The following is a 15,096-nucleotide window of genomic DNA, read 5'->3' as shown; positions in this document are numbered from 1 at the left end:
AGCCAACGAGTCAGTGAGGCAAATGCGCGATCGAGGCGATCTCGATCAGCGCATCCGGCTTCACCAGCCCGCACTGGATGCAGTAACGCGCCGGCTTCTCGCCGGGAAAGAATTCTGCGTAGACCGCGTTGATCGCCGCATAGTCTTCCCAGTTGCGCAGAAAGATCGAGTTGAAGGTGACGTCATTCATGCTGCCACCGGCGGTCTCGATCACGCTCTGAATGAGTTCCAGCACGTGACGGGTCTGGGCCGCAGCGTCACCGACGTAAACCACGTTATTGTCCTTGTCGAACGGCAGAGTGCCGGAAACGTAAAGGATGTTATCGGCCTGGCTACCCGGGACGAACGGGGCCAGAGGGGCACCGGAACCGGCGGGAATGACACTCGTCTTGGGCATGATCACTCTCCTGCTGCTGCTGAAGTCATGGGTGAAGCGTGTGGCTGCCGGGCGTCGGTTAGCGCCGCGCAGGCGTCCTCGAAGGCGTCGACGCTCGATACCCAGCCGAAAAAGGTTTCGATATTGAAGATGGCGCTGCTCTGTGCCGAAGGCGGGCCGGCTTGATAGGTCGCGTCCTCCAGCACGGTGCCGAAATATTCGAGGAAGAAGCCATCACGTAGCGTCGACTCGACGCACACGTTGGTGGCGATGCCGGTGAACAGCAGGTGGTGAATACCCCGCGAACGCAGGATGCTGTCCAGCGCCGTGTTGAAGAACCCGCTATAGCGCGGCTTCGGCAGCACGATGTCTCCAGACTGAGGCTTCAGTGCGTCGACCAGCGCGTAATCCCAGGTACCCTTGGCCAGCAGCTGTCCCTTCAACTCGGGTTGCTGACGCATGGTCTTCAGTGCATTGGACTTGTGCCAGTTGGGAGACCCCGGGCCGCCGGCCTCGACGTACTCGGCATCCCAGCCATTCTGGAAGAAGATCACCTGGATGCCCGCCGCGCGCGCCAGCTTGATCGCCTTGGCAATTCGCTCGATGACCGGCCCGGTGGTGGTGACATCGAAACCGGCCAGATCGAGGTAGCCACCCCGAGTGGCATAGGCGTTCTGCATGTCGACGACGATCAATGCCGTCTCGGAGCACGGCATCGCGATCGCCTCCGGCCGACCGGCCAGCACGATCTCGTCATTGACGCCGTCACCGCCACGACGCACCACCGGCGTCTGCTTGAGTCCGCTCATTTCGCCACCTCGGCCGTTTCGCCCGGCGCGTTGAGGACATCCATTCGAGTCTTCATCAACGGCTGCACGCGCCTGCCGAAGATATCCAGACCTGCCAGAAAGTCATCGAACGTCAGCATCACGCCGCCGACGCCCTCGACGGTGTCGATCTCGTCGAGCATCCGCGCGACATTGGCGTAGGAGCCGACCAGGGTGCCCATGTTGAAGTTGACCGCCGATGTCGGATCGGTCATCTGGCGCACGTTGGTATCCTTGCCCGAACTCTTGTCCTGACTGCCCTGGTCGGCCATCCAGTCGAGCGCCTCCTGATCGGCACCCGCCTTGTAATGCTCCCAGCGTGCCATGGCCGCTTCGTCGGTCTCGTCGGCGATCACCATGAACAGCACGTAGCAAGCGATATCGCGCCCGGATTCCCTGCCCGCCGCGTTGAGGCGCGCGGCAGTATCGGCGAACGCCGCCGGCGTATTCAGTCCCTTGCCGAAGCAGAAGCTGTAGTCGGCGTGCTTGGCGGTGAAGGCCATGCCGGCACTCGACTGGCCGGCGCAGACGATCTTGACGCCCTGCTCCGGACGCGGACTCAGGCGACAGTCATCCATCTGGAAAAAGTCGCCCTTCAGATCGCTGTGACCCGTTTCCAGCAGATCCCGCAGCACCGTGGTGTACTCGTCGAGATAGGCGTAGCGCCTGGCGAAGTAATCGTCCCCCGGCCACATTCCCATCTGGCTATATTCCGGTTTCTGCCAGCCGGTCACCAGATTGATGCCGAAACGTCCCGGGGCGATCGAATCGATGGTCGCCGCCATGCGCGCGGTAATCGCCGGCGGCATCACCAATGTCGCCGCGGTAGCGTAGAGATTGATCTTCGAGGTCACGGCCGCCAGCCCCGCCATCAGGGTGAATGACTCCAACGCGTGCTCCCAGAACTCGGTCTTGCCGCCGAACCCGCGCAGCTTGATCATCGACAGCACGAACTCGAAGCCGTAGCTCTCGGCCTTCTGGGTCACCGCCTTGTTGAGTTCGAAGCTCGGCATGTACTGCGGCGCATTCTCGGAAATCAGCCAGCCGTTGTTACCGATAGGAATAAAGAGGCCCAGTTGCATGAGTCATTCCCCGTCGTCATGGATATCGTTGTCGGTCTGTCGCTCACCGGGAGGTTGCTGACCAGCGGCGGCCCAACGCCTGATATCCCTCTAACAACTGTCGTGCCAACGCAACGTTCCTGATCCGCTTTCAACGACTTGGGACAAGACGATGAAACACCGGCAGACCAAATGGTCCACGTCATAAGAACAAGGTGCGCGAAAATGACGCAGGGAATGGCAGATTCGCGCAGATTCGGTGCGCCTTGCCAGGCACTCATCGCTGGCCGAAGCAGTGCTTTCAGGTCAATGACGTCAGCCTCGAACCGGCGTGGTAAAGTGCCGAACGATTGTTCCCCCCTGCAATGGCCGTGATCCAACGCCCTTGCAAGGCGGGTCGGCACGCCATTCAGGGATTCGTTTGTCAGGACGACCATGATGCCAATCACGCCCGCGGCTCCCACCGCCGTCTCCAACCCGGGCCGCGCCGCTGCCAGCGAAGCCCGCAAGCAACGCATTCGCGATGCGGCGCTGACGCTGTTTTCCCAGTTCGGCCTGCGCGGCGCCAGCCTGGACGCCATCGCCGACCAGGCGGGCGTCTCCAAGACCAATCTGCTCTATTACTTCCCGTCCAAGGAAAAGCTCTACGTCTCGGTCCTGCAACAGATTCTGAATACCTGGCTGGAACCGATACGCGCCATTGACGCCGACCAGACCCCGGAGGCGGCGATCGGTCACTACATTCGGATCAAGGTCGAGCTGTCGAGGGATCACGTGCAGGAGTCGCGCCTGTTCTGCCTGGAGATGATTCAGGGCGCGCCACTGCTGAAGGAAGAGCTGCAGCAAGACTTGCGCGCGCTGGTCGAGGAAAAATCGAAGGTCATCGAGCACTGGATCGCTGGCGGCAAGCTGCTGCCGGTCGACCCGCATCATCTGATCTATCTGCTGTGGGGTACCACGCAGCATTACGCCGATTTCGCCGTACAGATCGAGGCAATTTCCGGCAAGACGCTGGCCGACCCCGATTTCTTCGAAGCCACGGTCGACAATATTCAGCGCATCGTGCTGGGCGGTTTGCTGCCGCGACAGGCAGCAATCTGAAATGGCGTTGGACGGCACTTTGGGGGTTGCGATGGAACCCGCCCGAGGCCACCGGTCGAGCGGGTTCCATACGGCAGAGTCGATGCTTTGGTCCGCCGGTCAAGCCAGTTGGCAAGCGTCTTCGAACGCCAGACGCGGCAGGCGCGGCTTGACGCCGGACTCGTCACCGTAACCCAGGTTGATCAGCAAGTTGGCCGTCCAATCGGTACCGGCGAAAAAGGCATCATCCAGTGCCTCGGGGTCGAATCCGGACATGGGCCCGGTATCCAGTCCCATGGCGCGCGCCGCCAGAATCAGATAACCGGCCTGCATCGAACTGTTGCGTAGCGCTGTCTGTTCGGCGAAGGCTTCGCTCCCGGTGAACCAGCTTTTGGCGTCGGCAACCGGGAACAGCATCGGCAACTGATCGTAGAAGCGCTTGTCGTAGGCCACGATCACCGTACATGGCGCCGTCGCCGTCTTGTCGGCATTTCCGGAAGAGACGCAGGGTAACAACTTGTCCTTGCCCGCGGTCGAGCGGACGAAGACAAAGCGTGCCGGACAGCAATTGGCCGAGGTCGGCCCCATCTTGACCAGCGCGTAGAGCTGGCGCAGGGTCTCCTCGGTGATTTCCCGAGGTTGCCAGGCATTATGGGTATGCGCTTCCAGAAAAAGCTGGTTCAGCGCCTGGTCATCCAGTGATGGCAGCATCGCGTTTCTCCTTGTTGTCTAAAAAGTGTCGTTGAAACACAGTCTCGAGCCTTTGAAACAGCGTCTCGAGCCTTTGAAACAGCGTCCCGAGTCTTTGAGGCAGAGAGCTGTCACCGGGGAGAAACCGTGTGGCGGCAAGCTGCCATCGTCGCCTACGGTATCTCGCGACACGGCCCGGCGCCAGCGGTCGCTCTGACCCGACGAGATCCGTATACTAGCGCGCTCATCGACGCGGGGCCGTCGCCGATGACGCCCAGACGGCGCGCCGAACTGCCCCGCCGCCTCCCGAACCCAGACAGACGCTTCCGATACGCCCAATGATCTCACTGGACAACGTTTCCAAAACCTACGGCAGCGGGCCCGGTGCCGTGCAGGCGCTGAAAGATATCGACCTGCAGGTACCCAAGGGCACGATTCACGGCGTCATTGGCCTCTCCGGCGCCGGCAAATCGACCCTGATCCGCTGCGTCAATCTCCTCGAGCGCCCCTCAGCCGGCCGCGTCGTCATCGACGGGCAGGAACTGACTGCCATGGACGCCGCCGCCCTACGCCAGGCACGACATCAGTGCGGCATGATCTTTCAGCACTTCAACCTGCTGACCAATCGTACCGTCTACGACAACGTCGCTTTGCCGCTGGAGCTGATGGGGCAATCCCGTCAGACCATTCGGGAACGCGTGTTGCCGCTACTGGAGATGACGGGGTTGGCGGACAAGACGGCGCAGTATCCGGCCCAGTTGTCTGGCGGTCAGAAGCAGCGCGTGGCGATTGCCCGCGCCCTGGCCAGCCAACCCAAGGTGCTGCTGTGTGACGAGGCAACCTCGGCGCTCGACCCGCAGACGACGGCATCGATCCTGACGCTGCTGCAGGAGATCAATCAACGCCTGGGACTCACCATTCTGCTGATCACTCACGAGATGGAAGTGGTGAAGACGATCTGCCATCGCGTCGGTCTGATATCCGACGGACGCCTGGTGGAAGATGCCGACGTCGGCGACTTCTTTACGGCCCCCGGCACCCAGTTGGGGCGGGATTTCCTGAACGACTTCCTCAAGCTGGAAGCGCCGCAGGCCCTGATCGAACGCCTCGAACCGGAATCCGGCGAGAGCACGCATCCCGTGGTGCGGCTGACGTTCTCCGGCGATAGCGTGGCAACCCCACTGATTTCGCGGCTGGCCCGTGAACATGGCATCGATGTCAGTATTCTGCAGGCCAAGGTCGAGTCCATACAGGGCCGTACGCTGGGACTGATGATCGCCGAATTGATGGGCAGCGCCTCGCAGACCCGGCAGGCCCTGGCAACGCTCGAATCCTTTGACCTGCATGTGGAGGTACTGGGCCATGTCCAGCGCACTGATTGATCTCGTCTGGCAGTCCACGCTGGAGACACTTTACATGGTTGCCGTCGCCGGCATTCTGTCGGCGCTGGCCGGCGTCCCGCTCGGGGTGCTGCTCTACGTGACGCGGCCGCGCCAGATCCTGGCGCAGCCGGTGGTCAACACGGTGCTCGGGATCGTCACCAACGTCGGCCGCTCGGTACCGTTCATCATCCTGCTGGTGGCGATCATTCCCTTCACCCGCATGATCGTCGGCAGCTCCATCGGCACCAATGCCGCCGCCGTGCCGCTGACCATCGCCGCCATTCCGTTCGTCGCGCGACTGGTCGAGGGCGCGCTGAACGAGGTCTCGCCCGGCCTGGTCGAGGCTGCGCAGTCGATGGGAGCAACGCCGATGCAGATCATCATGAAGGTGCTGCTGCCGGAGGCCCGTGGCGGTATCATCAACGGCCTGACGATCACCCTTGTGGCGTTGGTCAGCTACTCCGCCATGGCCGGTGCCGTGGGGGGCGGTGGCCTTGGTGATCTGGGCATTCGCTATGGCTACAACCGCTTCAACCCCACCGTCATGCTGATCACCGTGGTCGTGCTCGTGGTCATGGTGCAACTGTTTCAGAGCCTCGGGGACTATCTGGTTCGCAAAAGCGATCACAAGTGAGCACGGTCCCCCTCCACGGATTAGACTAATAACCAGAATGAATTACCGTGATCGTCGTTATTCCGTTATATTTCGGCGATCATCGAGTGCGCCACGCGCGTCCTACCATCACTTCATCAGGGAGAAACTCGCCAAATGTCGATTTCATTGACCCGCACGCTGAGCGCCGCTGCACTGAGTCTCGGCCTGGTTTCCGGTTCTGCGCATGCCGCCGACGATGCCATCAAGGTCGGTACCATGGCCGGCCCCGAGACCGATGTCATGCAAGTGGCAAAGCAGGTCGCGAAGGACAAGTACGGCCTCGATGTCGAGATCATCGAGTTCACCGACTACGTCACGCCGAACGCCGCACTTGCCGACGGCAGCCTGGATGCCAACGCCTACCAGCACGAGCCGTACATGCGCTCGATGGTCAACGATCGCGGCTATGACTTCGCCGTGGCCGGCAAGACGTTCGTCTATCCGATCGGCGCCTATTCCGCCAGGTACGACAGCATCGACGCGTTGCCTGACGGCGCGACGATCGCGGTGCCCAACGATCCGACCAACGAAGGCCGCTCGCTGATTCTGCTGGACAAGCAGGGTCTGATCACGCTCGACGATGACGGGAATCTGGAAGCGACGCCGATCGACATCACCGAGAACCCGCATGACTATTCGTTCAAGGAGATCGAGGCCGCCCAGATGCCGCGCATTCTGCAGGACGTCGACATGGCCTTCATCAACAGCACCTTCACGCAGCCCGCGGGCCTGACACTGGATGATGCACTGATCAAGGAAGGACCGGACTCGCCCTATGTGAATCTGATCGTCGTGCGTGGCGGCGACCAGGATCGCAAGGAGATTCAGGAGCTGGTCAAGGCGTACCAGTCAGACGCGGTTGCCGACAAGGCCCAGGAGCTGTTCAAGGGTGGTGCCGTTCCCGGCTGGAAGTGATCGCGGCGGCGTCACCGACGTGACAAGCCAGACATCATGATCATCACGAAACCAGCGCCCAGGGCGCTGGTTTTCGTTTTGCAGTTGATCTTTTTCCGTTCATTTTTTCGAGGAGCCCACGATGACCGACTACGATTCCCTCGAGCGCCAGCTGACAGCGCTGCTGGATACGCGCGACTGGCTGACCAACGCCGCCCAGACCAGCGCCTTCCTGATGCAGACGCTCGAGAAGCTGAACTGGGTCGGGTTCTATCTCCAGCGCCAGCCCGAGACGCTCATCCTCGGCCCCTTCCAGGGGTTGCCGGCCTGCAATCCGATCCCGTTTTCCAAAGGGGTCTGCGGCGCCGCGGCCCGCTCGCGCCAGACGCAGCGGGTCGACGATGTCCACGCGGTGCCGGACCATATCGCCTGCGATGCCGCCTCGCGTTCCGAACTGGTGGTGCCGATCGTCGTCGCCGACGACCTGTGGGGTGTGCTGGATATCGACAGCCCCGTACCGGCACGCTTCAGTCGCGAAGATCAGGCCGGTATCGAGCGCCTGTGTCGGGTGTTCATTGATGCCAGCGACCTGACTGCGAGCGCTCCGCGCCGCTGAATACGACGAGGCCGTATCGGGGTGGCCGAGTGCAGAAGGTCAGGCTCAATCGAGGAACACGCCCAGCTCATCATCGGTGCGCATGATCTGCAGGATATCCTCGTAGAGCGAAAGCAGATCCAACGCCAGCGGACGACGGATCTCCCGCGGCATCTCCCCCAGGGCGTGCTCTTCCCGACGTCCGCTGGCGATATTGTGATAGAGACCGATCGCCAGATGGACGGCGGCAGCGTAGGGCGAAAAAGGGACCGACGCCAACGGCTTGCCCTGATACGTCAAGGCATGGCAGATGGTCTCGGGGAAACGCCAGCGACGTCCCAGCTCGGCGCCCACCTCACTGAAGGTATAACCGAACTGATTGGCTTCCAGCTCCGCTCTCGGTGCGCCCTGAGCGACCAGCACATCGATCCGCTGCATCGTGTCGGGATGACCGATATGCATCAACGCCGAACCCACGTGATGAAGAATGCCACAGGTAAAGGCAGTCTCCGGGGCCAGATCCGCCAACTGACTGTGCCGGACGATCGTGCGACTGAGGTTGGCTACCATGAACGACTCGCGCCAGAACGCCTGGCGGTCGAGACCCGGCACTTCCTTGAGCATGCCGACCATGCCCGAAGCGATGACCAGGGTGCGCACGCGATCGAAGCCCAGCAGCAGCAAGGCGTCGTCGATCGTCGCCACGTTTCGACCCACGCCGTATCGCACGGAATTGGCCGAGCGCAGCAGTTTCAGGCTCAGGCTGGGATCCTTGCGAATGGTGGTCGACACCCGGTGAACACTGATCCTGTCATTGTCCAGACTGGCGATCAGCTCGGTGACCACGGCAGGTACGCTAGGTAACTGATGAATGTGTTCGAAAAGCGAGTTCAGTGACATGTTTCACTCCAGCTATACGCCAATGTTATCTGTCGCTCCACGAAAAGTCCTGAGGCCGGCCCAAGTTAACCGAATAGCCGGAATGACACACAAAAAAAACCGCCGGAAAGCCGGCGGTGAAGTCGCCGCCCTGGCGACGCGAAACGTTGGTGTTACAGGTCAAAACCGAGGCGTCGTTCAGCTCTTCTGCCAGGATTTTACCATCTCGTCGTAAGGAACGGTCTTGCCCTGCGGTTTCTCGTTGTCGAGTTTGGGTTTGGGCGCACCGGGTTGATCGAGCCAGTATTGTGCATCGCGGGGTTCGTTCAGCTTCGGGCCGCATTGAGGCTGGACATTGGCCCGTTCCAGACGCTCCATCATGCGATCCTGGGCATCGGCCAGCCCATCCAATGCCTGCTGGGCGCTGGTTTCACCGCTGACCGCCTGGGAAATATACTGCCACCACAGCTGCGCCAGCTTGGGATAGTCCGGCACGTTGGTACCGGTCGGTGACCACTGCAGTCGCGCCGGGCTGCGGTAGAACTCGACCAGGCCGCCCAGTTTCGGGGCGGCTTCGGTCATCGCCTGGGACTGGATATCGGACTCCCGGATCGGCGTCAGCCCCACCAGCGTCTTCTGCAGCGAGACCGTTTTCGAGGTCACGAACTGCGCGTAGAGCCATGCAGCGAGACGGTTCTTCTCGGGCGTCGACTTCATGAAGGTCCAGGCCCCCACGTCCTGATAGCCCTTCTTCATGCCATCTTCCCAATACGGCCCCACCGGTGACGGCGCCATCCGCCACTTGGGCGTGCCATCCTCGTTGACCACCGGCAGACCCGGCTGGGTCATGTCGGCGGTAAAGGCGGTGTACCAGAAGATCTGCTGGGCGACATTGCCCTGCGCCGGCACCGGCCCCGCTTCCGAGAACGTCATGCCCTGGGCTTCCGGAGGCGCATAGGCATGCAGCCAGTCGATGTATTTCTGAGTCGCGAATACCGCGGCCGGGCCGTTGGTGGCGCCACCTCGGGTAACGTTCGAGCCCACCGGCCGACAATCCTCCACCCGAATCCCCCACTCGTCCACTGGCAGACCATTGGGGATGCCCTTGTCGCCGGCCCCGGCCATCGAGAACCAGGCATCGGTAAAGCGCCAGCCCAGCGAGGGATCCTTCTTGCCATAATCCATGTGGCCGTAGACACGTTGGCCGTCGATGTCGTGAACGTCATTGGTGAAGAAATCGGCGATATCTTCGTAGGCCGACCAGTTCACCGGCACGCCCAGTTCGTAGCCGTACTTCTCCTTGAAACGCGCCTTGAGGTCGGGATCGTCGAACCAGTCGGCGCGGAACCAGTAGAGGTTGGCAAACTGCTGATCCGGCAGCTGGTAGACCTTGTCATCCGGTCCGGTGGTGAACGAGAGCCCGATGAAGTCATCGAGATCCAGTGTCGGCGAGGTCACATCGGCAGCATCGCCTTCGATCATGTCGGAAATCGGCACCACCTTGCCGTAGCGAAAATGGGTACCGATCAGGTCGGAATCGTTGACGTAGGCGTCGTAGATGTTGCGACCGGACTGCATCTGGGTCTGCAGCTTCTCGATCACGTCCCCTTCCTGGATCAGATCGTGCTTCAGCTGAATGCCGGTGATCTCGCTGAACGCGCGGGCCAGCACCTCGGATTCGTATTTGTGGGTGGTGAGCGTCTCCGAAACGACGTTGATCTGCATGCCACGGAACGGCTTGGCGGCATCGATGTACCACTGCATCTCGGCCATCTGCTGTTCTGGCGTGAGTGTCGAGGTCGTGAACTCGTCGCCCAGCCAGCGTTTGGCAGCATCCTGATACTGATCGGCGATCGCGGTCCCCGATACGGCCATCAAACCGGCAAGGCTGACGCCGATGCTCAGTGGCATTCGGCGTCGCGAGCTGGCGTGCTTGATATCGAACATGGCGTTAACCCTCTTTGTTATCCTTCGTCCGTTTGCTGTCGTGGCGCTATCCGATGAAGAACGATGATCCCTGGTCGATGCGTTACCCCCATTTCATGATGATTGCCATGCCTGTCGCGCAGATCGCGGTCGCGACCCAGAGCGGCCAGTCGGTGAGTGCCAGAACCAGCAAATGGCCGTAGGCCGATGCGAGCAGGCCGATGAACAGCCGATCGCCGCGCGATGTCGTCAGCGGCAGGAAGCCCTTGCGTTCTCGCCCGGGGGATACGGTCTGCCACACCGTCATCGCCACCAGCAGCAACGCGATTCCCGCAAAGAACAATGCCGTCGGTAGTGTCCAGGCCATCCAGCCCATACGATTCCCCTCTCTCTGGCCAGGCGGATCAGACGCGACCCAGGGCGAAGCCCTTGGCCACGTGGTTGCGCACGAAATAGATCACGGCGATGCCGGGTAACAGCGCGACGACGCCCGCGGCCGCCAGCACGCCCCAGTCGATGCCTGACGCCGAAACCGTACGGGTCATCTGCGCCACGATCGGCTTGGCATCGACCGACGTCAGCGTTCGCGCCAGCAGCAGTTCGACCCAGGAGAACATGAAGCAGAAAAACGCCGTGACCCCGATGCCGGGCCGAATCATCGGCAGGAAGATCCGGATGAAGAACTTGGGGAAGGTATAGCCATCGATATACGCGGTTTCGTCGATCTCCTTGGGCACCGATGACATGAAACCCTCGAGAATCCACACCGCCAGCGGCACGTTGAAAAGGCAGTGCGCCAGTGCCACCGCGATCGGCGTATCGAACAGCCCTACCGCCGAGTAAAGCTGGAAAAATGGCAGCAGAAACACGGCTGGCGGCGCCATCCGGTTGGTCAGCAGCCAGAAGAACATGTGCTTGTCGCCCAGGAAGCGATAGCGCGAGAACGCATAGGCGGCCGGCAACGCGACCAGCAACGAAATCAGCATGTTCATCGAGACATAGCTGAGAGAGTTGAGATAACTCGTGTACCAGGTCGGCTCGGTGAAAACGACACGATAGTTGTCCAGTGTCGGGGCGGTGGGCCAGAGCGTCAGACCACCGAGAATTTCCCGATTCGACTTGAACGACATGTTGACGAGCGAGTAGATCGGCACCAGCACGAACAGCAGATAGACCAGCATCACCAGGCTCTTGCGCAGTCTCATGGCGGCGTCATTCCTTGTTGTCGTTATGCGTCATGGCGGTATAGAACACCCAGGTCACCAGCAGAATGATCAGGAAGTAGATCAGCGAGAACGCCGCGGCACGGCCCAGATCGAACTGGCCAAGCGCCATCTGGGTCAACGTCTGGCTGAGGAAGGTCGTGGCCGTGCCCGGCCCGCCACCGGTGAGCACGAACGGCTCGGTATAGATCATGAAGCTGTCCATGAAGCGCAACATGACCGCGATCAGCAGCACGTTCTTGAGCTTCGGCAACTGGATGAAGCGGAACACCGCCCAGTGGGAGGCGCGATCGATCCTCGCCGCCTGGTAGTAGACGTCCGGAATCGAGCGCAGCCCGGAATAGCACAGCAGCGCTACCAGCGAGGTCCAGTGCCAGACGTCCATCACCAGCACGGTGATCCAGGCGTCCCGCGGATTGGAGGCGTAGTTGTAGTCGAGCCCCAGGCTGTTGAGAATCCAGCCGTACAGACCGATATCCTCCCGTCCGATGATTTGCCAGATCGTTCCCACCACGTTCCACGGCACCAGCAGCGGCAGTGACAGTAGAATCAGACTGAACGGCACGCCCAACCCGCGGCGTGGCATCGACAGCGCGACGACGATGCCGAGCGGCACCTCGATGGCCAGTACGCAGAACGAGTAGATGAACTGGCGCAGCAATGAATCGTGCAGCCTCGGATCCGCCAGAATCTCCCGATACCATTCGGTACCCACGAAGTAGCGCGTGCTCGGATCGAAGATGTCCTGGACGGAGTAGTTGACCACCGTCATCATCGGAATGATGGCGCTGAAGGCGACCAGCACGAATACCGGCAGTACCAGCCACCAGGCCTTGTTGTTATAGGGTTTCATGCGTGATCTCCACCAGCCGGTCGTCGACGTAGAAGCGCTGCCAGGTTTCAGGGAAGTGCACGCCGGTGCGCCCCTCCGGAACGATCACTTCCTCCCCTAACCTCGCCTTGACCACCGGTGCCGAGGGCGTGTCCAGGCGCACGTCGACGATCTTGAAGGTGCCCTGGTCCTGAACCAGATCGACATATCCCTGCAGGACCGCACTCTCCGGCGCCACCAGCTGCACGAACTCCGGCCGGATGCCGAGCTGCAGGCGCCCGCCTTCGCGATCCCGAAGTCGAGCGACGATCGAATCGGCCACCGCAAGCGTTCGCCCGTCGAACTCGAGCCCCGTCTCGCCCAACGCGATGTCGAGCAGATTCATGCCGGGACTGCCGATGAAGTAGCCGACGAAGGTATGCTGCGGGTTCTCGAACAGCTCTCGCGGCGTGCCGAACTGCACGATCTGCCCCTCGTACATCACCGCGATCTTGTCGGCGAAGGTGGACGCCTCCAACTGGTCATGGGTGACGTAGACCATCGTCACGTTGAAGCGCTGATGGATCTCCTTGAGCTTGCGCCGCAGCCGCCACTTGAGCTGCGGATCGATCACCGTCAGCGGCTCGTCGAACAGGATTGCCGCCACGTCGTCACGTACCAGCCCACGTCCCATCGATACCTTCTGCTTCTCGTCCGCCGTCAGGTTCCGCGCCTTTCGAGCCAGCAGCGACTCGATCTCCAGAGCCTCGGCCACCTCTCTCACTCGGTCATCGATGCGCTCGCGGGACTGTCCCTGGTTGCGCAGTGGAAACGCCAGGTTCTCGTGAACCGTCATGGTGTCGTAGACCACCGGGAACTGGAAAACCTGGGCGATATTGCGATCCTGCGGAGTGAGATCGTTGACCGACTTGCCGTCGTAAAGCACGCGGCCCTCCGAAGGCGCCAACAGCCCGGAGATGATGTTGAGCAGCGTGCTCTTGCCGCAGCCCGAGGGGCCCAGCAGCGCGTAGGCGCCACCCTGCTCCCAGACGTGATCCATTCGTCGAAGCGCGTAGTCACCGGGTTGCGAAGGGGCGCGATGGTAGCTGTGCGCCAACTGCTCGAGGCGAATTTCCGCCATATAGGATTCTCCTCAAACGCTCGCAAGCGTTGGCCGCAACGAGAACGGCGACAACACCAGATCGCCACCCGGCTCGAATACGAACAGTTGTCGGCAAGCGACGTGAACATCCAGCGCCTGATCCACGCCGAACTCATGAATCCCGGCCAGGTGCGCGACCAGGTCGATCCGATCATGCGACAGGTGCAGGAAGGTTTCGGAACCGCTGATCTCGGCGATACGCACGACGACCGGCAGACGAAACGCCGCTTCCGGAATCGGCTGAAGCGACCAGTGATGAGGCCGGATACCGACCTGATAATCGCCGTCGGGTAGATTGCGCCACGCTTCAGGCAGCGGCTGGCGCTGATCGGCGATCCGGCACTCGCCTCCCTCGACCGTCATCGGCATCAGGTTGATCGGTGGCTCGCCAAACAACGTGGCGGCTTCACGGTTCCGCGGATGGCGATAGACGTCGCCGCTGGGCCCGCTCTGGACGATCCGCCCCTGGTGCAGCAGCGTCGTCGTGCCGCCCAGTGCCAGCGCTTCTGCGGGTTCGGTGGTGGCGTACACCGCGATGGTGTTGCGCGATTCGAACAGTTTGCGCATCTCGACGCGCAGCGCCTCGCGCAACTTGTAGTCGAGATTGACCAGAGGCTCATCGAACAGCACCAGATCCGCATCCTTGACCAATGCCCTGGCCATCGCCGTGCGCTGCTGCTGCCCACCCGAGAGCTCCTGCGGATAGCGTCCCAGCAGGTGCTGAATCCCGAGCATTGCAGCCGTTTCCTCGACTCGCCGGGTAATCTCCTGCCGGGACACCTTGGCCTGCTTGAGCGGCGAGGCGATATTGTCGAAGACGGTCAATGTGGGGTAGTTGATGAACTGCTGATAAACCATCGAGACATTGCGTCGGCGAACCGGCAGATGGGTCACGTCCCGGCCACCGAGATGTACCGACCCCTTGTCGGGCATGTCCAGGCCCGCCATCAGTCGCATCAAGGTCGTCTTGCCCGCCAACGTGTGTCCCAGCAACACGTTGAATGACCCCGGTTCCAGGGTCAGGCTGGCATCATCGATGTACGTCTCGCCCCGCACCGACAGTGTCACGTTATGGAGTTGTAATGACATGGGTGGCGCCGTTCCCTTTTCTCTTTCGAGCATCCTAGAACACCCGTTTCATAAAGATATACGACGAAGAAAGGAGAACGCCCTGGAGGGATTTTTAAAATTTTAATGATTTGATTTTACTGAGTTTAAAACGCTTAAAACCTTAGTCTTAGCCACTAATGTCCAACGCTGGACGCTTATCTCCCGGCAATAATGCCAATCATAAAAACCGGATCTACTGTATGTCCTGTTCGAAATCCAACATTACTCGCCAGTCCGGAAGACCGAGAAATCCCGCAAAGGTGATCCGGCGTTGGGCAGGGAGCCTCAAAGGGAAATGGGACAGGGAGCATCGAAAGGAAACTGACGAGCACAAAAAACCCCGAGACAAGGCTCGGGGTTCGAATCTGGTAGGACCAAGCGGATTTGAACCGCTGACCTCCACGATGTCAACGTGGCGCTCTAAA

At 61.1% G+C, this 15,096-nt stretch carries 16 protein-coding genes; 5 read left to right on the top strand and 11 right to left on the bottom strand.

The window, feature by feature from the left end:
• Positions 1 to 10 precede the first annotated feature (10 nt).
• From rutC to rutA, 3 genes are read right to left on the bottom strand one after another with little or no spacing between them, the layout of a single operon-like run.
• The gene (gene rutC, locus BTW07_RS10585) at positions 11 to 397 is read right to left on the bottom strand and encodes a pyrimidine utilization protein C (protein WP_075570151.1); all 387 of its coding nucleotides are present in this window, start codon (positions 395 to 397) and stop codon (positions 11 to 13) included.
• A gap of 2 nt (positions 398 to 399) precedes the next feature.
• Positions 400 to 1,185, bottom strand: a complete 786-nt coding sequence (gene rutB / locus BTW07_RS10580) for a pyrimidine utilization protein B (protein ID WP_075570150.1) — start codon at positions 1,183 to 1,185, stop codon at positions 400 to 402.
• A complete protein-coding gene (gene rutA, locus BTW07_RS10575) occupies positions 1,182 to 2,285 on the bottom strand; it encodes a pyrimidine utilization protein A (RefSeq protein WP_075570149.1) in 1,104 nt (367 codons plus the stop codon). Before rutA ends, rutB begins: the two co-directional genes overlap by 4 nt.
• A 417-nt stretch (positions 2,286 to 2,702) precedes the next feature.
• Between rutA and rutR the strand changes: the two genes are divergently transcribed.
• A complete protein-coding gene (gene rutR / locus BTW07_RS10570) occupies positions 2,703 to 3,365 on the top strand; it encodes an HTH-type transcriptional regulator RutR (RefSeq protein WP_075570148.1) in 663 nt (220 codons plus the stop codon).
• Positions 3,366 to 3,464: 99 nt separating this feature from the next.
• On the opposite strand, the gene BTW07_RS10565 is transcribed toward rutR, so the two are convergent.
• A complete protein-coding gene (locus BTW07_RS10565) occupies positions 3,465 to 4,055 on the bottom strand; it encodes a malonic semialdehyde reductase (RefSeq protein ID WP_075570147.1) in 591 nt (196 codons plus the stop codon).
• Between the two features lie 317 nt (positions 4,056 to 4,372).
• Between BTW07_RS10565 and BTW07_RS10560 the strand changes: the two genes are divergently transcribed.
• The 4 genes from BTW07_RS10560 (at position 4,373) to BTW07_RS10545 (ending at position 7,581) form a co-directional block, all read left to right on the top strand.
• Positions 4,373 to 5,416: a methionine ABC transporter ATP-binding protein gene (locus tag BTW07_RS10560; RefSeq protein WP_075570146.1), complete on the top strand. Its 1,044-nt coding sequence runs from the start codon at positions 4,373 to 4,375 to the stop codon at positions 5,414 to 5,416.
• Entirely contained in the window at positions 5,397 to 6,050 is a 654-nt protein-coding gene (locus tag BTW07_RS10555) for a methionine ABC transporter permease (RefSeq protein WP_075570145.1), read from the top strand. Before BTW07_RS10560 ends, BTW07_RS10555 begins: the two co-directional genes overlap by 20 nt.
• A 135-nt stretch (positions 6,051 to 6,185) precedes the next feature.
• Positions 6,186 to 6,986 (top strand): MetQ/NlpA family ABC transporter substrate-binding protein, encoded by an 801-nt coding sequence (locus tag BTW07_RS10550; RefSeq protein WP_075570144.1) that lies wholly within the window; start codon positions 6,186 to 6,188, stop codon positions 6,984 to 6,986.
• A 121-nt stretch (positions 6,987 to 7,107) separates the two neighbouring features.
• The gene (locus BTW07_RS10545; RefSeq protein WP_075570143.1) at positions 7,108 to 7,581 is read left to right on the top strand and encodes a GAF domain-containing protein; all 474 of its coding nucleotides are present in this window, start codon (positions 7,108 to 7,110) and stop codon (positions 7,579 to 7,581) included.
• Positions 7,582 to 7,626: 45 nt separating this feature from the next.
• On the opposite strand, the gene BTW07_RS10540 is transcribed toward BTW07_RS10545, so the two are convergent.
• From BTW07_RS10540 to BTW07_RS10510, 7 genes are all read right to left on the bottom strand, one after another.
• Positions 7,627 to 8,460 carry an HDOD domain-containing protein gene (locus BTW07_RS10540; RefSeq protein WP_075570142.1) on the bottom strand — a complete coding sequence of 278 codons (834 nt, stop codon included), beginning with the start codon at positions 8,458 to 8,460 and terminating at the stop codon, positions 7,627 to 7,629.
• 177 nt (positions 8,461 to 8,637) lie between these two features.
• Positions 8,638 to 10,350, bottom strand: coding sequence for an ABC transporter substrate-binding protein (locus BTW07_RS10535; RefSeq protein WP_425272033.1), 1,713 nt, complete (start codon positions 10,348 to 10,350; stop codon positions 8,638 to 8,640).
• Between the two features lie 118 nt (positions 10,351 to 10,468).
• Positions 10,469 to 10,741 (bottom strand): DUF2160 domain-containing protein, encoded by a 273-nt coding sequence (locus BTW07_RS10530; protein ID WP_075570140.1) that lies wholly within the window; start codon positions 10,739 to 10,741, stop codon positions 10,469 to 10,471.
• Between the two features lie 28 nt (positions 10,742 to 10,769).
• Entirely contained in the window at positions 10,770 to 11,570 is an 801-nt protein-coding gene (locus BTW07_RS10525; protein WP_075570139.1) for a carbohydrate ABC transporter permease, read from the bottom strand.
• Between the two features lie 7 nt (positions 11,571 to 11,577).
• Positions 11,578 to 12,441 carry a carbohydrate ABC transporter permease gene (locus tag BTW07_RS10520; RefSeq protein ID WP_075570138.1) on the bottom strand — a complete coding sequence of 288 codons (864 nt, stop codon included), beginning with the start codon at positions 12,439 to 12,441 and terminating at the stop codon, positions 11,578 to 11,580.
• Positions 12,428 to 13,540 (bottom strand): ABC transporter ATP-binding protein, encoded by a 1,113-nt coding sequence (locus BTW07_RS10515; protein ID WP_075570137.1) that lies wholly within the window; start codon positions 13,538 to 13,540, stop codon positions 12,428 to 12,430. The genes BTW07_RS10520 and BTW07_RS10515 overlap by 14 nt, the downstream gene beginning before the upstream one ends.
• Positions 13,541 to 13,552: 12 nt before the next feature.
• Complete coding sequence (locus BTW07_RS10510) at positions 13,553 to 14,650, bottom strand: ABC transporter ATP-binding protein (RefSeq protein ID WP_075570136.1); 1,098 nt, start codon at positions 14,648 to 14,650, stop codon at positions 13,553 to 13,555.
• Positions 14,651 to 15,096: the final 446 nt, after the last annotated feature.

The sequence above is a fragment of the Salinicola socius genome, assembly GCF_001937195.1.
Taxonomy (GTDB): domain Bacteria; phylum Pseudomonadota; class Gammaproteobacteria; order Pseudomonadales; family Halomonadaceae; genus Salinicola; species Salinicola socius.
Note: the sequence above shows the minus strand (reverse complement) of the source record. Positions and strands in the feature narration are given on the sequence as shown.